Origin of the sequence: Leclercia sp. M50 (genome assembly GCF_037150775.1) — a bacterium.
In the GTDB taxonomy this organism is placed as follows: Bacteria; Pseudomonadota; Gammaproteobacteria; order Enterobacterales; family Enterobacteriaceae; genus Enterobacter.
This window is the reverse complement of the sequence record NZ_JBBCPK010000038.1, coordinates 21,872-41,271: the sequence shown is the minus strand read 5'-3', so window position 1 is coordinate 41,271 and position 19,400 is coordinate 21,872. Positions and strand designations below refer to the sequence as shown.

Annotated in this window: 17 protein-coding genes and 1 pseudogene; 4 read left to right on the top strand and 14 right to left on the bottom strand. The window is 57.6% G+C overall.

Annotation, left to right across the window (positions count from 1 at the left end; translation table 11 throughout):
- From WFM46_RS11440 to phoB, 6 genes and pseudogenes are all read right to left on the bottom strand, one after another.
- Nucleotides 1-287, bottom strand: a pseudogene (locus WFM46_RS11440) (DUF2339 domain-containing protein); the annotation flags it as partial.
- A 91-nt stretch (nucleotides 288-378) separates the two neighbouring features.
- Complete coding sequence (gene malZ / locus WFM46_RS11435) at nucleotides 379-2,196, bottom strand: maltodextrin glucosidase (protein WP_336997653.1); 1,818 nt, start codon at nucleotides 2,194-2,196, stop codon at nucleotides 379-381.
- Between the two features lie 131 nt (nucleotides 2,197-2,327).
- Nucleotides 2,328-3,701 carry a proline-specific permease ProY gene (gene proY / locus WFM46_RS11430; protein ID WP_103178448.1) on the bottom strand — a complete coding sequence of 458 codons (1,374 nt, stop codon included), beginning with the start codon at nucleotides 3,699-3,701 and terminating at the stop codon, nucleotides 2,328-2,330.
- Nucleotides 3,702-3,779: 78 nt separating this feature from the next.
- The gene (gene brnQ / locus WFM46_RS11425) at nucleotides 3,780-5,099 is read right to left on the bottom strand and encodes a branched-chain amino acid transporter carrier protein BrnQ (protein ID WP_103178447.1); all 1,320 of its coding nucleotides are present in this window, start codon (nucleotides 5,097-5,099) and stop codon (nucleotides 3,780-3,782) included.
- A 409-nt stretch (nucleotides 5,100-5,508) separates the two neighbouring features.
- Nucleotides 5,509-6,804 carry a phosphate regulon sensor histidine kinase PhoR gene (gene phoR / locus WFM46_RS11420; protein WP_103178446.1) on the bottom strand — a complete coding sequence of 432 codons (1,296 nt, stop codon included), beginning with the start codon at nucleotides 6,802-6,804 and terminating at the stop codon, nucleotides 5,509-5,511.
- 21 nt (nucleotides 6,805-6,825) lie between these two features.
- On the bottom strand, nucleotides 6,826-7,515 hold the full coding sequence (gene phoB, locus WFM46_RS11415) for a phosphate response regulator transcription factor PhoB (protein ID WP_039031479.1): 690 nt from the start codon (nucleotides 7,513-7,515) through the stop codon (nucleotides 6,826-6,828).
- Between the two features lie 194 nt (nucleotides 7,516-7,709).
- On the opposite strand from phoB, the gene sbcD reads away from it, so the two are divergent.
- Together sbcD and sbcC are read left to right on the top strand one after the other, a co-directional pair.
- Nucleotides 7,710-8,915 carry an exonuclease subunit SbcD gene (sbcD, locus tag WFM46_RS11410; RefSeq protein ID WP_156653984.1) on the top strand — a complete coding sequence of 402 codons (1,206 nt, stop codon included), beginning with the start codon at nucleotides 7,710-7,712 and terminating at the stop codon, nucleotides 8,913-8,915.
- Complete coding sequence (gene sbcC, locus WFM46_RS11405; RefSeq protein ID WP_336997652.1) at nucleotides 8,912-12,043, top strand: exonuclease subunit SbcC; 3,132 nt, start codon at nucleotides 8,912-8,914, stop codon at nucleotides 12,041-12,043. The genes sbcD and sbcC overlap by 4 nt, the downstream gene beginning before the upstream one ends.
- 36 nt (nucleotides 12,044-12,079) lie before the next feature.
- Here the strand turns inward: sbcC and mak are convergent, their stop codons facing one another.
- Nucleotides 12,080-12,985: a fructokinase gene (gene mak / locus WFM46_RS11400; protein WP_168192002.1), complete on the bottom strand. Its 906-nt coding sequence runs from the start codon at nucleotides 12,983-12,985 to the stop codon at nucleotides 12,080-12,082.
- 124 nt (nucleotides 12,986-13,109) lie between these two features.
- On the opposite strand from mak, the gene rdgC reads away from it, so the two are divergent.
- Nucleotides 13,110-14,021, top strand: coding sequence for a recombination-associated protein RdgC (rdgC, locus tag WFM46_RS11395; RefSeq protein ID WP_336997651.1), 912 nt, complete (start codon nucleotides 13,110-13,112; stop codon nucleotides 14,019-14,021).
- 44 nt (nucleotides 14,022-14,065) lie between these two features.
- On the opposite strand, the gene ppnP is transcribed toward rdgC, so the two are convergent.
- From ppnP to WFM46_RS11370, 5 genes are all read right to left on the bottom strand, one after another.
- Nucleotides 14,066-14,350 carry a pyrimidine/purine nucleoside phosphorylase gene (gene ppnP, locus WFM46_RS11390; RefSeq protein ID WP_103178442.1) on the bottom strand — a complete coding sequence of 95 codons (285 nt, stop codon included), beginning with the start codon at nucleotides 14,348-14,350 and terminating at the stop codon, nucleotides 14,066-14,068.
- Between the two features lie 72 nt (nucleotides 14,351-14,422).
- Nucleotides 14,423-15,100 carry an AroM family protein gene (locus WFM46_RS11385; RefSeq protein ID WP_336997650.1) on the bottom strand — a complete coding sequence of 226 codons (678 nt, stop codon included), beginning with the start codon at nucleotides 15,098-15,100 and terminating at the stop codon, nucleotides 14,423-14,425.
- A gap of 226 nt (nucleotides 15,101-15,326) precedes the next feature.
- Complete coding sequence (gene yaiA / locus WFM46_RS11380) at nucleotides 15,327-15,518, bottom strand: protein YaiA (protein WP_103178440.1); 192 nt, start codon at nucleotides 15,516-15,518, stop codon at nucleotides 15,327-15,329.
- Nucleotides 15,519-15,569: 51 nt separating this feature from the next.
- Nucleotides 15,570-16,094 (bottom strand): shikimate kinase AroL, encoded by a 525-nt coding sequence (aroL, locus tag WFM46_RS11375; protein WP_336997649.1) that lies wholly within the window; start codon nucleotides 16,092-16,094, stop codon nucleotides 15,570-15,572.
- Nucleotides 16,095-16,367: 273 nt separating this feature from the next.
- Complete coding sequence (locus WFM46_RS11370; protein ID WP_336997648.1) at nucleotides 16,368-16,826, bottom strand: YaiI/YqxD family protein; 459 nt, start codon at nucleotides 16,824-16,826, stop codon at nucleotides 16,368-16,370.
- 86 nt (nucleotides 16,827-16,912) lie between these two features.
- Here WFM46_RS11370 and proC point away from each other — a divergent pair, with 86 nt between their 5' ends.
- Nucleotides 16,913-17,722: a pyrroline-5-carboxylate reductase gene (proC, locus tag WFM46_RS11365; protein WP_103178437.1), complete on the top strand. Its 810-nt coding sequence runs from the start codon at nucleotides 16,913-16,915 to the stop codon at nucleotides 17,720-17,722.
- Between the two features lie 14 nt (nucleotides 17,723-17,736).
- Here proC and adrA read toward each other — a convergent pair whose 3' ends face one another.
- Both adrA and psiF read right to left on the bottom strand, forming a co-directional pair.
- Entirely contained in the window at nucleotides 17,737-18,852 is a 1,116-nt protein-coding gene (gene adrA / locus WFM46_RS11360; protein WP_290554741.1) for a diguanylate cyclase AdrA, read from the bottom strand.
- A gap of 90 nt (nucleotides 18,853-18,942) precedes the next feature.
- Entirely contained in the window at nucleotides 18,943-19,263 is a 321-nt protein-coding gene (gene psiF / locus WFM46_RS11355; RefSeq protein WP_103178436.1) for a phosphate starvation-inducible protein PsiF, read from the bottom strand.
- Nucleotides 19,264-19,400 lie beyond the last annotated feature (137 nt).

Sequence of the window (19,400 nt, the reverse complement as noted above, 5' to 3'; positions counted from 1 at the left end):
GTTGCGGGTTCTGCCGCGGCAGCGGGAATATCCGGGCGCCAGGGGTCGACAGGCGCGGGCGCGTCATCAACCACCGGCTCAGCCACGACCACCGGCGCAGCGGCCTGTTCAGGCTCCGGCGCTTTCTCCGCCACGCCGCGCTGCTCAAGTGCCTCAATGCGCTGGCGAAGCCTGGCGATCTCCTGTTTCGCCGCCGTGCTTCGATTAAAGCCGATAACCGCAAGCACGGGCGCAACCACCAGCGCAAAAATCAGGAATATACAGCCAAAGATGTAAAGCTCGTCCATGTTTCCACCTTCACCGTTAACGATCCGTTAAGATTGACACAAATCGTTGCATTTACGCCATCTTAAAAGGTGGAAACCGTCCCGCCCGACATTAACTGCCGAACCAGACCGAGGCGGAGATCGCCGGTAGCGACAGTACGCCCTCCTGCGCCACCCCTTTCCCCTCTTTCAGCTGCCACTGTTTGACGTTGAGCAGCGGCGAGTCATCTATCACCACTTCGCAGGCATCGCCCCGGTTAATCGCCACCAGCACCCGCTGCTGGTTGTAGACGCGCATAAACACCACCACGTTGTCGTGGGCGTAGACCACCTGACAGCCGCCGTAGCGCAGGGCCTGGCTCTGCTTGCGCAGCTTAATCAGCCGCTGATAGAGCGCCAGTAGCGTCTGGTCCTGCTTTTCAGCCTCCCACGGGAAGGTCTTACGGCAGAAGGGGTCATTGTTGCCGTCGAGCCCCACCTCATCGCCGTAATAGATACAGGGCACTCCAGGCCAGGTAAACAGCCAGGTGACCGCCAGCGGCAGGCGGGCGACATCCTTACCGAGCAGCGACTTAAAGCGGGCGGTGTCATGGCTGTCGAGCTGGTTAAACATGCGTAGCTGCTGCTGATGCGACAGACTGGCGCGGTAGTTATCCATCCATTTTACGCAGGTTTCAGCGTCGATGTGCTGCGGATCGTAGGAGATGTCGGTGTTGGCAAGGAAGCCCCACAGCGGGAAGGTGAAGCCGCGGTAGTTCATCGCCGAATCTTCCGCGTCGGCCTGCAACCACTGGCGAGCGTCGCCAAAATGCTCGCCAAAGACGAAGGCCTCCGGATTGGCCAGCTTCGCCGAACGGGTGATCCCGGTGACATGCTGTAGATTATGGCGCGCCCCACCCTCTTCCCCGAGCATATGCACCACATCCAGCCGCCAGCCGTCCATACTCCACGGCGCTTTCAGCCAGTGACGAACAATACTCTCCTCGCCGCCGTAGATCTCGTTCACCACCCCTGACGACTGATAATCGAGCTTCGGCAGGCTGGCATAGCCCAGCCAGTCGAGGGCGCGGCCCTCGTCGTCAAAGCTGTACCAGTCGCGGTGGGGCGAGTCCGGGTTATGGCAGGCGCCGCCGGTTCCGCGGTTGTGGCGATCAAACCAGGCGTGGGAGTCCCCGCTGTGGTTAAACACCCCGTCCAGAATCAGGCGCATCCCCTCCCGTTGGGTATTTTCCCGCAGGCGTAACAGCGCCTCGTCGCCGCCAAACCGCTCATCCACGTGGCGGTAATCTTCGGTGTCGTATTTATGCACGCTGGGGGCGACAAACACCGGATTGAGATAGAGTGCCGTGATGCCGAGTTTTTTCAGCCAGGGCAGCTTTTCGCTAATGCCGTCGAGATCCCCGCCGTAAAAGGTGGAGCCCCCCGCCTGGGCGGTGACCGGTTCGTCCCACGCGCGGAAAATCGTCTCATGGCCTGCGGCATGGTGATAATACGTTTTGTCCAGCTCAGGGTTGCGCCGCTGGCTGCGGGCAAAGCGGTCCGGGAAGATCTGATAGAAGACCTGCTCCACCACCCACTGCGGCCCGGCATCCGGGTAATCAATGGCGAACTGCTCCAGCCGGGCGGGAGGAAAGCGGCTGAAGCCCTGCGGGGTGAACCACAGCTGGCGGTTATGCCAGAGCATTTTGAAGCTGTAGCGGTGCCGCGGCTGCCCTTTCGTCGTGTCAATGGTCGCCCGCCAGGCCGTCACGCCGGGCTGCGGCTGGCTGCGCTGCTTATGCATCGGCAGCGAGGTCTCTTCGTTATCGAATTCAGCGCGTAGCGTCACCCGCTCAGGCAGGTTTTCCCCTGTCAGCCACAGGGTAATGACAAGTTTGTCGTTGTTTTGTTTAACAAATGGGGCAACCGGCAGGTGCCATGCATTCAACATCTTTTATCCCCTTTCCCAGAAATGAGGCCACCTTGCCACAGGGTAGTTGATGTTCCCTCCTCATGGAGAGATTTATTGGGGGAGGAGAAAGGGGGAGGAGAAAAATGCCCGGCGTTTGCCGGGCATTTCGGTTACTGAGCTTCTGCTAACTGGCGCTCGCGGCGGCGTTTAAAGACCCACCCCACCAGCAACAGCGCAATCCACGCAAAGCCGACATACAACGAGATGCGGGTTTCCGGGTGGTAACCAATCAGGCCGATAATAAAGACCAGGAAGATCAGGCCAGCAACGGTAGTTGCCACGCCGCCCGGCACTTTAAACTTCAGCGCTTTTACCTCTTCAGGCGACAGACGGCGACGGAAGCCAATCTGCGACATCAGAATCATCATCCAGACCCAGACGGTGGCAAAGGTCGCCAGCGACGCGATCACCAGGAAGACATTCTCCGGCATGATGTAGTTGAGATAGACCGACAGCAGCAGCGCCACGGTCATCACCAGCACCGTCACCCACGGCGTGCCGCGGCTGGAGGTTTTGGCGAAGGCCTTCGGCGCACTGCCCTGCTCGGCCATACCATGCAGCATACGCCCCACGCCGAACACGTCGGCATTGATAGCGGAGAGCGATGCGGTGAGCACCACGAAGTTCAGAATACTGGCGGCGAAGGTGATCCCCAGATGCTGGAAGGTCAGCACAAACGGGCTACCGTTCGTGCCCACCTGGTTCCACGGATAGATGGACATGATCACAAACAGCGTGCCCACGTAGAAGACCAGGATACGCATCGGTACCGAATTAATGGCGCGCGGAATAGACTTCTCCGGATCTTTCGCTTCCCCGGCGGTGATACCGATAATTTCGATCCCGCCGTAGGCAAACATCACCATCTGCAGCGACATCACCATGCCTATCCAGCCGTTACTGAAGAAGCCGCCGTTACTCCACAGGTTATGGATGCCGGTTGGTTCGCCGCCGTTGCCGATACCCCAGATAATGATGCCAATACCGGCGGCAATCATGATGATGATGGTGGCCACTTTAAAGAAGGAGAACCAGAACTCCAGTTCGCCAAACACCTTCACGCTCATCAGGTTGATGGCGCAGATGATCAGCACCACGCTGAGCACCCAGATCCAGTGCGGGACCGCCGGGAACCAGACGCCCATATAGATGCCGAAGGCCGTTACGTCGGCAATGGCGACAATCAGGATTTCGAAGCAGTAGGTCCAGCCGGTGATATAGCCCGCCAGTGGGCCTAAGTTGTCTTGCGCATAGCGGGAGAAGGAGCTGGCTGAGGGGTTATGAACGGACATCTCCCCCAGCGCGCGCATGATGATGTAAGCGGCAACACCGCCGATAAGATACGCCAGCAAAACGCTGGGACCGGCCATTTTGATGGCATCTGCCGAGCCATAAAAAAGACCAGTACCGATCGCAGAACCCAGCGCCATAAAGCGGATGTGGCGGGCGGTAAGGCCCCGCTTCAGTTTGTTAGAGCTTTCCATTTACGTCTTGCCATTCAACACAAAAAAAACAAAAAACCACGGGGCCATAAGCCCCGTGGTTGAACATTTATCCGTTGATTAGTGCGCGTTCGACGTTACCCGACGCCCCGCAGCACGATCCCAGATTACGGCCAGAACCAGTGCAACAACGGTAGGCATCAACCAGGCCAGGCCCTGTTCGGACAGCGGCAGACGCTGTGTCCAGGCAGGGAGCGTATCGCCAATAGCCGATGCTTTGATGCCGTCAAGGATACCAAAAAGCAGGCTAATAAACATGGCCGGGGCAATAATTCGGGAAGAATTATTCCACCAACCGCGGGTGAAGCTCAGCACCACCAGCACGATACACGGCGGGTAGATGGCCGTCAGCACCGGAATGGAGACCTGGATCAGGTGGCTCAGACCGAGGTTAGAGACCGCCATGGAGAAGATACCGAGGATGAACACCAGCGTACGGTAAGAGAGCGGCAGATACTGGGCAAAGAACTCGGCGCAGGCGCAGGTCAGGCCCACCGCCGTCACCAGACAGGCCAGGAAGATCAGGATCGCCAGCAGGAAGCTCCCCGAACCGCCGAAGGTGTTCTGAACATAGGCATGCAGGATAGCCGCGCCGTTTGCGCTCTGGTCTACCAGGGCCGCGCTGTCAGAACCCAGACGGAACAACGCCAGATAGAGCAATGTCAGGCCTACGCCCGCAATCAGACCCGCCCAGATGGTGTAGCGGGTCAGCAGACGCGCTTCGGTCACGCCGCGGGAACGGGCGGCGTTCACAATGACGATACCAAACACCATCGCGCCCAGGGTATCCATGGTCAGGTAGCCGTTCACAAAGCCGTTAGAGAACGCGGCATTTTTGTAGGCGTCCATTGCATCGCTGATCGGGCCGGCAGGCCAGATAACGGCAGCCACGGCCAGCACAATCAGGGCCACGATTTTCAGCGGCGCGAGGAAGTTACCCACGGTATCCAGCAGCTTGCCCGGATAGAGGGAGACCAGAATCACCAGAGCAAAGTAGATGAGGCTATAGATCAACAGCGGCATAGCGCCGTCGCCGGTCAGCGGAGCGATACCCACTTCAAAGGAGACGGTCGCGGTACGCGGGGTGGCAAACAGCGGGCCGACGGCCAGATAGCAGACGGTTGCCAGCAGAATACCTGCGACTTTCCCGATAGGGGTGCTCAGGCTATCCACGCCGCCGCCAACTTTCGCCAGCGCAACGACGGTCAGCACCGGCAGGCCAACCGCGGTAATTAAAAAGCCAATCGCAGCGGTCCAGACGTGTTCACCCGCCTGTAAGCCAACCATTGGAGGAAAGATGATGTTGCCAGCGCCAACGAACAGCGCAAATGTCATAAAGCCCAGCGCGATGATGTCGCGCGATTTCAATTGATGGGTCATAAAACCTTACTGCCTGTGGATGTGGTGTTGAAAACGTTGAATTTTTCGCTATCCGTTGCGGAACAAAACAGCGGAAAAAATGTGCAACCTCAGCGGGAAATGCTTCCCTACCGGCGTGGAGAAGAATAGTTTTTCGATTTACCACGCAAATACAGTCTGTCCGACGATATCAGGGTGGCAATTTAAACGCTTATAACGTTTAAAGGCAATATGGGATCTCAAAACCAGAACAATATGCCAACTCGAAAGTTAGAAGTGGGATAATAAACCATTTATAAGAAAAACTCATGGCTAATCATGCGAACAAAAAAGCAACAGGCGTATAATATTTATTCGCGCTTCGCTGAACTGCAAAGCAAACAGGCCAGCATTGGCTGGCCTGTGGCAATTTCTGATTACAGTGACGCCGTCAGGCGCTGTTACTGGCAATCAAACGTTCCGGGATCACAAAGCTAAAACGCGTACTTTTCCCCGGCGTACTGACGATATCCAGGCGGCTGTCGTGGTGATTAATGGCGTGTTTAACAATCGCCAGCCCCAGGCCACTGCCCCCCGTCTGCCGGGAGCGCGCCTTATCCACCCGGTAAAAACGCTCGGTAAGACGCGGAATATGCTCCGGGCCGATACCGGGACCATCGTCTTCCACGCTGAACTCCGCTCCCGTTGGCGCATGCTGCCAGCGCACGGTGATGTGGGTGCCGGGCGGGGTATGATTCACCGCGTTATAGACCAGGTTAGAGATGGCGCTTCGCAGCTCGTCGGTACTGCCGCGTACTTTGAGGCTGTTATCCACCTCGAAGGTAAGCTGGTGCTGCTGCTGGCTTAAGGTCTGCGCTTCGCGCTCCAGCATCCGCAGCATCATCGGCACGTCGATGGTTTCATTCAGCGCCAGGGTTGGCGCCGCCTCAATGCGGGAGAGGGTCAGCAGCTGCTTCACCAGCCCTTCCATGCGCTGCGTCTGCTCGCGCATGGTGTGCAGCGCTTTTTCCCGCGGCGCGCCTTCCAGCGTCTGCTCCTGCATCATCTCCAGATAGCCCTGCAATACCGTCAGCGGGGTGCGCAGCTCGTGGCTGACGTTGGCGAAGAAATTGCGCCGCGCCCCTTCAAGCTGGTGCATTTGCGTCACATCCCGCGCCACCATCAGCCACTGCTGGTCGCTGTAGGGCATCACGCGGATCTCCAGATGGCGGCCGTTGTTCATGACCAGATTGTGCGGGCGAGTAAAATCGCGTTTTTTCAGATACTGGGCGAACTCCGGATAACGCAGGAGGTTGAGGATATTCTGCCCGTTATCATCCGGCCAGCGCAGGCCCAGCAACTGCTGCGCCAGTCCGTTACACCAGAACATCGCGCCCTCTTCGGTGGTCAATACCACCGCATCCGGCAGCGATTCGGCGCCGCTGCGAAAGCGTTTGATCAGGCTGCCCAGCTCGCGTCGGCGTTTTTTATTACGCATCTGCATCTGGTGCAGGCCATACAGGAGGGGTTCCCAGCTGCCGCTTCCTGGCGGCGGGGTCATACTTCTGTCAACCCATAGCCACCATGAGAGGCGGAGCAGATTCCAGAAGTGCCAGATCAGCAATCCCGTGACTGCCGCCAGCAAAAACCAGGGTAAATAACCGATTACGGCCCCGAGGATCAGGGCCGGAATACAGCAGAGTATCAGTTCAAAACAGAGCCTTTTCCATGACAGCCGTTCCAGCACGCGTCACACTCCTGTCATTGTTCAGAAACGGGTTGAGAAACGATAACCCGTGCCGCGGACGGTCTGCACCATGCGATCGTGACCGCTGGTTTCAAGTGCCTTGCGCAAACGGCGGATATGAACATCAACCGTGCGATCTTCCACATAGACGTTAGTGCCCCAGACATTGTTGAGCAACTGCTCGCGGCTATAGACGCGTTCCGGGTGGGTCATGAAAAAGTGCAACAGTTTGAATTCCGTTGGTCCCATATCGAGGGGATTTTCACCGGTCATCACGCGGTGCGAGGTAGGGTCCAGACTCAGCCCCTGCATCTCAATCACCTCTTCCACCGCCATCGGTGAAATACGGCGCATTACGGCTTTAATGCGCGCCACCAGCTCTTTCGGGGAAAACGGTTTGGTAATGTAGTCATCCGCGCCGGTCTCCAGACCGCGAACGCGATCTTCCTCTTCGCCGCGGGCCGTTAACATCATCACCGGAATATCGCGGGTTAACGCTTCACGTTTAATATGTTTGATGAATTGCAGGCCAGAGCCGCCAGGCAGCATCCAGTCGAGCAGGATCAGATCGGGCCAGGGTTCGTTGAGCTGGTTCACCGCGCTGTCGTAATCTTCGGCCTCTATCGGTTGAAAGCCATTTTGTTCGAGCACGAAACAGACCATTTCGCGAATGGGTGCTTCATCTTCTACGACCAGAATACGTCTCGCCATACTTAGCCCTGTCTTATTAAGGTTACATGTTTGTAATACGGCGTCATTATGCGTCAGATTTATGACAGATTTATGAAAAACGCGCCCGCTCATAAAGGCAAGCCGTTGTTTTATGGCAGCCCCGATTGTAGCGGTTATCTTCCTCCCCCTGAAAGTTTATAATCCCGCTAACCATTTTTTGCCACGGATCTGTTATGCGCATACTTCACACCTCGGACTGGCACCTGGGACAAAATTTTTACAGTAAAAGCCGCGCCGCCGAACATGAAGCGTTTCTCAACTGGCTGCTTGAGATGGCGCAATCGCATGACGTGGATGCCATCCTCGTGGCCGGGGATATTTTTGATACCGGCTCGCCGCCCAGCTACGCGCGCGAGCTCTATAACCGTTTCGTGGTCAATCTGCAAAAAACCGGCTGCCATCTGGTGATTGTGGCCGGCAACCATGATTCCGTCGCCACGCTGAACGAATCCCGTGAGATTCTGGCGTTTCTCAACACCACAGTGGTCGCCAGCGCCGGACATGGGCCGCAAATTCTGACCCGACGCGACGGCACCCCCGGCGCGGTACTCTGCCCGATCCCGTTTTTACGCCCCCGGGACGTGGTGCGAAGCCAGGCGGGCCTCTCCGGGCTTGAGAAACAGCAGCAGCTGTTGCAGGCCATTACCCACTATTATGCCGAGCAATATACCCAGGCCTGCGCGCTTCGCGGCGACAGCGTACTGCCGATTATCGCCACCGGGCATCTCACCACCGTCGGCGCCAGTAAAAGTGACGCGGTACGTGACATCTATATCGGTACGCTGGATGCGTTTCCCGCCCAGCATTTCCCGGCCGCTGACTATATAGCGCTGGGTCATATCCACCGGGCGCAGATGATTGGCGGTTGCGAACATATCCGCTACTGCGGCTCCCCTATCCCCCTCAGCTTTGATGAAACCGGCAAAAGCAAATGCGTTCATCTGGTGAGTTTCGACCAGGGCAAGCTCAGCAGCGTCGAATCGCTTGAGGTACCCATTACCCAGCCGCTGGCGGTGCTGAAGGGCGATCTGGCGGCGATCACCGCCCAGCTTGAGCAGTGGCGCGGCGTGGAGCAGACGCCTCCCGTCTGGCTGGATATCGAGCTCACCACCGAGGAGTACCTGCACGATATGCAGCGTAAGATCCAGCAGCTGACGGACGATCTGCCGGTAGAGGTCCTGCTGGTGCGGCGCAGTCGCGAGCAGCGCGAGAGAAGCCTTGCCAGCAACCTGCGTGAAACCCTCAGCGAGCTGCGGGTTGAGGAGGTTTTTGAGCGCCGACTCGCCCAGGAAACCCTGGATGATACCCAGCGGGCCCGGCTAAACGAGCTGTTCAGCCACACGATCCACGCCCTCAGCAATGAAGAGGATGAGGCATGAAAATTCTCAGCCTGCGCCTGAAAAACCTTAACTCGCTCAAGGGCGAATGGAAAATCGACTTTACCGCCGAACCCTTCCTCAGCAATGGCCTGTTTGCTATCACCGGCCCAACCGGCGCCGGGAAAACCACCCTGCTGGATGCCATCTGCCTGGCGCTTTACCACGAGACGCCGCGCCTGAATACGGTCTCGCAATCGCAAAACGATCTGATGACCCGCGACACCGCCGAGTGCCTCGCCGAGGTCGAGTTTGAAGTCAAAGGGGTAGCTTATCGTGCATTCTGGAGCCAGAACCGGGCGCGCAACCAGCCGGACGGCAACCTGCAGGTGCCCCGCGTGGAGCTCGCCCAGTGCAAGGACGGTAAGATCCTCGCAGATAAAGTGAAGGACAAGCTGGAGCTGGTTGCCTCTCTGACCGGGCTGGACTATGACCGCTTTACCCGCTCGATGCTCTTATCCCAGGGGCAATTCGCCGCCTTTCTGAACGCCAAACCGAAAGAGCGCGCCGAACTGCTCGAGGAGCTGACCGGCACGGAAATCTACGGCCAGATCTCCGCCATGGTGTTTGAAAAACATAAGGCGGCACGCAGCGAGCTGGAGAAGCGCCAGGCCCAGGCGGCCGGCGTGGTGTTGCTCAGCGAAGAGCAGCTACAGCAGCTTCAGCAAGGTTTGCAGGTACTTACTGACGAAGAAGCGCAACTGCTGGCGCAGCAGCAGGGAATCCAGAAGGATTATCAATGGCTTACCCGCCACGATGAGCTGGTGCGGGAGCAACAGCGATCGAAGGCCGCGCAGCAGCAGGCGCAGCAGGCCCTGACGGACGCCACGCCGGAGCTGGAAAAACTGCATCTCGCCCAGCCTGCGGCCCTGCTGCGCCCGCACTGGGAGCGGCAGCAGGAGCAGCTTGCCCAGCTTTCGCAGACGGAACAGCAGATGCTGGATGTGAATACTCGCTTACAGTCCAGTACGGCGCTGCGTTCAGGTATTCGTAACGGGGCGCTGCGCACGCACGACAGGCTGCAAACCGAGATGACTGCACTCACCCAGTGGCTTACCGACCACGACCGCTTCCGCCAGTGGGGCCAGGAGATTGCAGGCTGGCGCGCCCACTTCACCCAGCTTAATCGCGATAAAACCCAGATCGCGACGCTGACCGGCCGTATCACGGCGTTACGCCAGAAGCTGGCGGGATTACCGGAGAGCGCTCTCACCCTTACCGCAGAACAGACCGCCAGCGAGATGGCACTCCAGACGCAGTCCCGCGCGGAACGCCAGCGCCTGACTATCCTGCATGCCCGCTATCAGCCTCTGCAACAGCGATCGCGGCAAACTCGCGAAAGCGTGCAAAAGGCCCAGGCCGAGCTGGCAAAACTGAACGAAACCCTGACGCTACGCCGCCAGCAGTACAAAGAGAAAAACCAGCACTATCTCGATCTCAAAACCTTATGTGAGCAGGAAGAGAAGATTAAGAAGCTGGAGAGCTACCGGGCGGAACTGGAGGCCGGAAAGCCCTGCCTGCTCTGCGGCTCTACCGAACATCCGGCCATTGCCCAATACCAGGCCCTGGCGCTCACCGGAAACCAACGCCGCCGGGATGCGATGGAAAAGGAGGTCGCCGCACTCAAAGAGGAAGGCCTGCTGGTTCTGGGGCAGGTAAATGCGCTAAACAGCCAGCTTCAGCGCGAAACAAGCGAAGCGCAGACGCTCTCTCAGGATGAGCAAGCGCTCACTAAAGAGTGGAATGCGGTGTGTGAAACCCTCTCTGTGCAGTTGAACATTCAGGACGACATCGCCCCGTGGCTGGCTAAACAGGAGCAGTACGAACAGCAGCTTTACCAGTTGAGCCAGCGCCTGACCCTGCAAAGCCAGCTGAGCGAAGAGGAAGCCCAGCTTCAGCTTTACCAGCAGCAGCTTCTGGCAACGCGCACGGCCATGGCGCAAACGCTTCATGCCCTGTCGCTGGCGTCGCCAGAGGACGGTACCGAGTCGGCCTGGCTTGCGGAACGGGAAAAAGAGTCGCTGGCCTGGCAGGAGCGGCAGGCTCAGCACAGCGCCCTGCGGGAGCGCATCACCGCCCTGGCACCGCTGCTGGAGACCCTTCCGGCAACAGATTCCACCCAGGCGGAAAGTGCGATCCCGGATAACTGGCGCGAAATCCATACCGAGTGCGTCTCCCTGCAAAGCCAGCTCGCCACGCTGCAGCAGCAGTACACGCTGGAAAGCGAACGTTTACAACAATCGCAGGCGCAGTTTGCCGCCGCGCTGGCTGCCAGCATCTTTAGCGATCGGGAGACATTTCTGGCGGCCCTGCTGGATGGCGATACGGTTCGGCGTCTGGAGCAGTTGAAACAGACTCTGGAGAATCAGATCCAGCAGACCACGGCCCTGCTTCAGCAGGCCGGTCAACGACTGAACGAACATCTGGAACAACGTCCGGCGGGCCTGACGACGGACGCGCCGGCCCTGCAGGAACAGCTTCAGCAGCTCGGCCTGAAACTGCGGGAAAACACCACCCGCCAGGGGGAGATCCGCCAGCAGCTTAAACAGGACAGCGACAATCGCCAGCACCAGCAGGCACTGATGCAACAAATTGAGGAGGCGGCCCGCCTGGCGGATGACTGGGGTTATCTTAATGCGCTGATCGGTTCCAAAGAGGGGGATCGCTTCCGTAAGTTTGCCCAGGGCTTAACTCTCGACAACCTGGTATGGCTCGCCAACCAGCAGCTGATGCGTCTGCATGGCCGCTACCTGCTGCAACGCAAGGCCAGCGACGCGCTGGAGCTGGAGGTGATGGATACCTGGCAGGCGGATGCCGTGCGCGATACCCGCACCCTCTCCGGCGGCGAAAGTTTTCTGGTAAGCCTGGCGCTGGCGCTGGCGCTTTCCGACCTGGTGAGCCACAAAACGCAAATTGATTCGCTGTTCCTCGACGAGGGCTTCGGCACCCTGGACAGCGAAACGCTGGATACCGCCCTGGACGCGCTGGATGCGCTGAATGCCAGCGGCAAAACCATTGGGGTGATCAGCCACGTCGAGGCGATGAAGGAGCGCATCCCGGTGCAGATCAAAGTGAAGAAGATTAACGGGCTGGGGTACAGCAGGCTGGATAAAGAGTTTGCTGTTTTGTAAGCCGGGAGCGCTACGCGTCACCCGGCTTTTGCCCTGTCAGTTTGGCCACAGCCAGGCTGCGCCGCGTACGCCGCTGGAGTCGCCGTGCACCGCTTTACGGATCGGGGTTTCGCATTCGCCGCCAAACACCCACTGCTTCACCAGCTGGGGAACGGTGCTATAGAGACGGTCAACGTTGCTCATGCCGCCGCCCAGGACGATCACATCCGGGTCGAGAATGTTCACCACGTGCGCCAGCGACTTCGCCAGCCGCATTTCATAGCGGCTGAGCGCCAGCTCCGCGACGGCGTCCTGCTCTTCCACCAGGCGCATGATCTCGTTGCCTTTTAGCGGATGCCCGCTCAGACGACGGTAATCGGTGGCGAAGCCGGTGCCGGAGATAAAGGTCTCGATACAGCCCTGTTTACCGCAGTAGCACGGCACTTCAGCGCGGTACTTCAGTTCGTCTTCATCCATCCACGGCAGCGGATTGTGTCCCCACTCGCCAGCCGTGCCGTTGCCGCCAATATGGGCGCGGCCGCCAAAGGCCACGCCTGCGCCGCAGCCGGTACCGATGATCACCGCAAATACGGTCTGTGCCCCCGCCGCGGCGCCGTCGATGGCCTCTGACACCGCCAGGCAGTTGGCGTCGTTCGCCAGCCGGACTTCACGGTTCAGGCGCTGGCTTAAATCGCGGTCAAAAGGCTGGCCGTTAAGCCAGGTCGAGTTGGCGTTTTTCACCACCCCGGTATAGGGCGAAATCGACCCCGGGATCCCCATACCGACCGTGCCGGTCTGGCCGGTGGCCTTTTCGGCCATCTCCACCAGAGTAGCGATGGTTTCAATGGTCTGCCGGTAGTCGTCACGCGGGGTAGGGAGGCGATGGCGGAACAGCTGCTCCCCCTGCTCGCCAAGGGCAATGACTTCTGTTTTCGTGCCGCCGAGATCAATACCAATTCGCACAGAACGTTCCTCATTATTTTGATTATCAACAGAGTAGAAGCCTGCTACCCGATTAGCAATGCAAGCGATGCGACAATTCGCTATCATGCCTGCTGAATTAAACGACAAGACCGTGGAAATTATCATGCTGTGGTTCAAAAATTTGATGGTTTACCGTCTCAGCCGCGATATCGAACTGCGTGCAGACGAGATGGAAAAACAGTTAGACCTTTACGCATTTACCCCGTGTGGCAGCCAGGATATGGCCAAAACCGGATGGGTTCCGCCTATGGGATCACAGAGCGATGCGCTGACCCACACTACCAATGGTCAAATCATCATCTGCGCGCGTAAGGAAGAGAAGATCCTGCCGACGCCAGTGGTGAAGCAGGCGCTGGAAGCCAAAATTTTTAAGCTGGAAGCCGAACAGGGCCGTAAGCTGAAAAAAACTGAGAAAGATTCGCTGAAAGACGAAGTGCTGCACTCCCTGCTGCCGCGCGCCTTTAGCCGCTTCAGCCAGACAATGATGTGGATCGACACGGTTAACGGCCTGATTATGGTCGACTGCGCCAGCGCCAAAAAAGCAGAAGATACTCTGGCGTTACTGCGTAAAAGCCTCGGTTCGCTGCCGGTGGTGCCGCTGACGATGGAAAACCCGATCGAGCTGACCCTCACCGAGTGGGTACGGGGCAACAACGTCCCGCAGGGCTTCCAACTGCTGGACGAAGCCGAGCTGAAAGCGATCCTGGAAGATGGGGGCGTGATCCGCGCCAAAAAGCAGGAGCTGGTCAGCGATGAAATCGCCGTGCATATCGAAGCTGGCAAACTGGTGACCAAGCTGGCCCTCGACTGGCAGCAGCGCATTCAGTTCATGATGTGTGACGATGGCTCGATCAAGCGTCTGAAGTTTTCTGACGAGCTGCGCGATCAGAACGACGATATCGACCGGGACGACTATGCCCAGCGTTTTGATGCTGACTTAATTCTGATGACGGGTGAACTGGCGGCGTTGATTAAGAGCGTAGTAGAAGGATTGGGCGGCGAAGCACAGCGTTAATGCTTCATACAAGAGATCGGAGCCGGGTTAACCCGGCTCTTTTTTTACAGATAACGACACAGATAAGAGGCAGGTTCCGCAACCTGCAGATGGAATTCGCTGTGGCCTGGCACGTTGAAAACATCGCCCGGGTTATAGACTTTCCACTCCGTTTCCCCCGGCAGTAACACTTTGAGCGAACCGCTCACCACGGTCATCTCTTCTGGCTGCGCGGTACCGAAGGCGTACTCCCCCTCTTCCATTACGCCAACACTGGCGCGGCCAGTAATGCTACTGGTAAAACCGATGGACTTCACTTTACCGGAAAAGTATTCATTAGTCTGAAGCATGGACTGGTCCTTATTGTCGTTGGTTGTCAATCCAATATAGGGGTGACACTCCGTACCTGTCACGCAAAATCATCAGACAAGCAATTCCGAGGCCAGCCGGGCCACCAGCACGTTTGATAACAGCACCGGCACGTCCAGGTGTTTTTGCAGTAAATCACGGTGATGTTGATGAAAACCAAGACAATCGAGCATCAGGACATCTGCGCCGCGGGCCAGCAGATCGCGCCCGGCGTCGATCAGTTTCTCTTCGCTATCCCAGAAAGGATTGGCTACAGCAAGCAGCGGCGCCTTAACCAGGCACTGCCATTTGCGGGACTGGTTCTCCATCAGCTCAGGGATCGGCACGAGCACCCCCACCTGATGGCCATCGACAATCGATCCGACCAGCGGCGGGATGATCCGCGTCGGCTCAAGCAAAATCGCATTGCGGGCGACGAGGCCAGTGATGGGCGCGGTGCTCATCAGCAGGATCACCTCATAGCCCTGGTTATCGAGCACTTCGATCACGCCTTGCAGGGCGCACGCGATCTTCGGCAACGAGACGTTTCCCAGCTCGCCGTCGCTGAGCAGGGTAGGCAGCTGCGCCTCGCCCGGTTCAGGGGCGTAGTCTTCCATGACCTCTTCCCGGCTCAGCGTACCGAGCAAACTGTGATGCGTAATTTGTTGCGCAGAAATATGCTCCGTTAAGAGCGGTAGTACTTCGCTTACCGGGACTACCCCAATCGTGAGGATCGCCAATGTTGCCTTCATCGTTCTCGCCTTTCTATACAACCACTACCGTGACACAGATACAGGCACACTTCGCTGTTCAGGAAAAAGTGCTGAAAAGCGTAGCAGCAGATTCAACCGCTGGAATGTAAAGATCCACGTGCCTGACAGAATGTGTCTGTTAAACCTGAACATTACCCTCCGTTTAATGTTTACGCTTTTTGAATAGTGTGATTACGGTACGGTTTTGACCGTATTCAGATTTAATTCAGGCTTTATCGGGATCTTCGTAGCGCACTTTCGCATCCTTCGCTTCCTGCTCCGTTTCATGTTCACTGATCAGTGAATCCGGTTTCGGGTGGTCAGCACGCAGCTGATACCAGGTGACAGTCTTGCCCGTTGCGCCTTTCTCAACGGCAACAATACGGGCTTCACGCGGATAGGGAGGTCTGGTTGGCATAGTTCATCCTTTATTTTATTAGGTTGGCTGAACTATCAGTATAGACATCAGTTAGCTGGCGCATGCCAGATGAAGCGCAGCGACGATATTTTGCACCACTTGCGCAGGAGGAAGGGAGGCGTCCACCACGTGGTGAGCGGCTTCGCGATAGAGCGCATCAAGCTCCGCCAGCACTGCGCTCACCTCTTCGCTGATAGGTTTGCCGGTCAGGGTTGGGCGCTGTCCCTCTTCTGGCGAGGCTTCGAGACGCCCGACCAGCACCGGCACCGGGGCACAAAGATAGATCACCCGGCCCTTTTCACGCATAAACTGACGGTTGTAAGCGGACAAAATAATGCCGCCGCCGGTGGCGATAATGCCGGAGCCTGCGGTCACCGCCTCGAGGGTCGCCGTTTCGCGGGCGCGAAAACTCTCCCACCCTTCCTGCTCAACAATCTCAGCGATGCTTTGCCCGGCATGGGTCTGTAGCCAGTGATCGGTATCGACAAATTCACTCTGACACAGACGAGCCAGTTCAAGACCGACGGTGGTTTTGCCACAGCCGCGGGGGCCAATTAAAAAAATAGGCTGGGTCATGACCAGGTGTTCCCTTTGATGCCGCGCGCATGCGGTGCGTGAAGTCGAAAAGAGTGCAATGATACCATTAAGCTAGTACACGCGTTAACCGTAAAATAATTATTACATCAGGCGTGATGTTAAACTGACAGTTAAGTCAACCCAAGAGATAACGAGGGTTATCCTGTAAAGAAAAAATTGCACTGAACGGTGCGCTCACCTTACCTGAACCCACCCGCCGTTGACAACCCCGGATTGCGGTAATAATGACCAAAACCGCTCACGCAGCGATGATTACCCCTGGCGGCGCTTCACTTCCAGCAGCCATTTGTCCAGCTCGGCGGCGAACTGCTGCCTGTCGCGCTGGGAGATGCTGTCCGGCCCGCCGGTCTGCACGCCGCTGGCGCGCATCGTGTCCATAAAATCACGCATCGTCAGCTTTTCACGGATAGTAGCTGGCGAATAACGCTCGCCGCGCGGATTGAGCGCTGCGGCCCCTTTCTCCAGCACCTCCGCCGCCAGTGGAATATCGGCGGTGATCACCAGATCGTCCGCGCTGCACAGGCGTACAATTTCGTTATCGGCCACATCAAAGCCGGCCGGTACGCGCAAGGAACGGATAAATCGGGACGGCGGCACGCGCAGGTTCTGGTTCGCCACCAGCGTCAGCGGCATCTGTACGCGCTCGGCAGCACGAAACAGGATCTCTTTAATCACATTGGGACACGCATCGGCATCCACCCAAATCGCCATCTTCTCTCTCCGGCATATAATACTGCGTAACAAAACCTGATAGGCTAAAGTGCCACAATCATAACAAAGTTTAAGAGGGAGACGTGATGGAGAAGAAAATCGGTTTTATCGGCTGCGGTAATATGGGCAAAGCCATTCTCGGCGGTCTGATTGCCAGCGGTCAGGTGCAGCCTGGCCAGATTTGGGTCTACACCCCATCACCGGACAAGGTCGCCGCCCTGCACGATCGGTACGGGATTAACGCCGCGCAAAGCGCCCAGGAAGTGGCCCAGGTGGCCGATATCGTCTTCGGCGCGGTGAAGCCGAACATGATGGTGAAAGTCCTGAGCGATATCACCTCCAGCCTCAATAAAGAGACGCTGGTGGTCTCTATCGCGGCAGGCATCACCCTCGATCAGCTGGCGCGCGCGCTGGGCCACGACCGTAAAATCGTCCGCGCCATGCCCAACACGCCGTCGCTGGTAAAAGCGGGCATGACCTCTATCACCCCTAACGCGCTGGTGACCCCCGAAGAGGTTGCCGATGTCGTCAATATTTTCCGCTGCTTCGGAGAGGCCGAAGTGATTGCCGAGGCGATGATCCACCCGGTGGTGGGCGTCAGCGGTTCAGCGCCCGCCTACGTGTTTATGTTTATCGAAGCGATGGCAGATGCCGCGGTGCTGGGCGGGATGCCGCGCGCGCAGGCCTATAAATTTGCGGCGCAGGCGGTAATGGGCTCCGCCAAAATGGTGCTGGAAACCGGCAAACATCCGGGCGAACTGAAAGATATGGTTTGCTCTCCGGGCGGCACAACCATTGAAGCGGTGCGGGTGCTGGAGGAGCGCGGTTTCCGGGCAGCGGTCATTGAAGCCATGAACAAGTGCATGGAAAAGTCAGAGCTGCTAAGCAAATCCTGACCGACAGCCGGACGTCAGGCGGCCACTTCGGTACGGTTACGTCCGGCATTTTTCGCCTTATAAAGTGCAATATCCGCCGCTTTTAACCATTCCTGATAATGCACCATCGACGTCGTGAGCGGCGCAACACCGACGCTGATGCAGAGCTTTACCTGCGGAGCGCCCGGCAGGCGCAGTTCCGCCAGCCGTTCATGGACCCGCGACATTGCCGCAATAGCGTTTTCCGCTGGCGTTCCGCTCATGATTACCGCGAACTCATCGCCGCCAAAGCGACCAATCATATCGCTGGCGCGTAACGTCAGTTGTAGCTGACGGGTCACGGCGAGAATCGCCTGATCGCCTACGTCATGGCCCCAGGTATCATTAATGCCTTTGAAGTGATCGATATCGATCAGCAGGATCGTGGCGCTCCGGTGATAGCGACGGCAGTTTTCAAATTCTGTACGCAGCAACACTTCCCAGTGACGACGGTTGTATACCCCTGTCATCCCATCCAGAGTACTCATCAACTCAAGACGGCGCTTATGTTCCACCAGACGGCTGGTTGTACGGAAGCTTACCCAGGCAAACAGCATCGGATAACCAACAATCCCCGGCAGGGCGAGCCAGACCTCAAGCGGGGTACTGATAAAGCCTGCCGGAATGTGCATCAGCTGCTGGGTAACCAGCGCCGCCAGCGCGGTCATCAATGATCCTGTACCACACAGCCTAATCCCCCCCACGCCCATCAGGTTCATGCTCATCATCATGACCAGCGCCGCGGTAGGCATGGCGTTAACGCCCATCAGTCCAATCCATACCCCGGCCATAATGGCATCGACTTTGAGGTTAAACATCTCATTGTGATGGGGATTGGCAGAGCGCATCGCCAGTTGCCAGGCCAGATGGGGCCAGACAAAGGCCCAGCCAACCAGCAAAAGCCACCAGACGCCGTTAACCGATTGCGCGGTCAGCACGCTGGCAACAGGGAAAAACAGAAAAGCCAGGCCCGCCGCACGCGGGAGCCGTAAACGACGGGCCAGACGAATTCCTGAGCGATGATGCTCATCCGCCGAAAGCGCCAGATTTATCCCTTCCCGGGCATAGACTTTGCTGTAAATGTTTTCATCATTCATGGTCATTGGGAACACTCAAAAGCATTTTCCCAAATTATAGAAAGGCTTATCTGGCGCTAAGTATGATATTTCGGGTGAGCCAAACGGAACGCTCACCCTTTTGAACTAGCCAGTTTTCTTCAGGCAGGCGCTCATGAACTTACTCCGGTCGTCCCCTTTGAGGGATTGTTGGGTCGCCTGGGAGTTACATTCACGCATCCTTTGTTGTTGCGGCGTCAGGCTTTTTTCGTTGGGTTTAGAGGAGGCGTTTTTCAGGCAATCGCTCATGTAGCTCTTACGGGAGTCGCCCTTCAGGTCCTGGGCGGTCGCCTGCTGATTGCAGGTGGTCATACGTTGCTGTTGCGGTGTGAGCGGCTGATCTTGCGCCCCCGCGGGAGTAAGAGAGAACAGGCCAAGGAGCAGGGTCGCCAGTAGTGTGATTTTCATAGCACTTTCCTTCTGTGAATGATCTCCTTAAGTCTGGTTCGTACTGCTAAAAAAACCACCCGCGCCATCGGGATAATTTCGCACAGCGGTTATTTCGGCGTGGCTCATGCCGTCGCTAATAAGCAAAATAATATGTT

What these genes read in the sequence shown, in the direction of transcription:
- malZ (WP_336997653.1), bottom strand. Translation starts at nt 2,196, where the DNA reads ATGTTGAATGCATGGCACCTGCCGGTTGCCCCATTTGTTAAACAAAAC.
- proY (WP_103178448.1), bottom strand. Translation starts at nt 3,701, where the DNA reads ATGGAAAGCTCTAACAAACTGAAGCGGGGCCTTACCGCCCGCCACATC.
- brnQ (WP_103178447.1), bottom strand. Translation starts at nt 5,099, where the DNA reads ATGACCCATCAATTGAAATCGCGCGACATCATCGCGCTGGGCTTTATG.
- phoB (WP_039031479.1), bottom strand. Translation starts at nt 7,515, where the DNA reads ATGGCGAGACGTATTCTGGTCGTAGAAGATGAAGCACCCATTCGCGAA.
- sbcD (WP_156653984.1), top strand. Translation starts at nt 7,710, where the DNA reads ATGCGCATACTTCACACCTCGGACTGGCACCTGGGACAAAATTTTTAC.
- sbcC (WP_336997652.1), top strand. Translation starts at nt 8,912, where the DNA reads ATGAAAATTCTCAGCCTGCGCCTGAAAAACCTTAACTCGCTCAAGGGC.
- rdgC (WP_336997651.1), top strand. Translation starts at nt 13,110, where the DNA reads ATGCTGTGGTTCAAAAATTTGATGGTTTACCGTCTCAGCCGCGATATC.
- ppnP (WP_103178442.1), bottom strand. Translation starts at nt 14,350, where the DNA reads ATGCTTCAGACTAATGAATACTTTTCCGGTAAAGTGAAGTCCATCGGT.
- WFM46_RS11385 (WP_336997650.1), bottom strand. Translation starts at nt 15,100, where the DNA reads ATGAAGGCAACATTGGCGATCCTCACGATTGGGGTAGTCCCGGTAAGC.
- yaiA (WP_103178440.1), bottom strand. Translation starts at nt 15,518, where the DNA reads ATGCCAACCAGACCTCCCTATCCGCGTGAAGCCCGTATTGTTGCCGTT.
- aroL (WP_336997649.1), bottom strand. Translation starts at nt 16,094, where the DNA reads ATGACCCAGCCTATTTTTTTAATTGGCCCCCGCGGCTGTGGCAAAACC.
- WFM46_RS11370 (WP_336997648.1), bottom strand. Translation starts at nt 16,826, where the DNA reads ATGGCGATTTGGGTGGATGCCGATGCGTGTCCCAATGTGATTAAAGAG.
- proC (WP_103178437.1), top strand. Translation starts at nt 16,913, where the DNA reads ATGGAGAAGAAAATCGGTTTTATCGGCTGCGGTAATATGGGCAAAGCC.
- psiF (WP_103178436.1), bottom strand. Translation starts at nt 19,263, where the DNA reads ATGAAAATCACACTACTGGCGACCCTGCTCCTTGGCCTGTTCTCTCTT.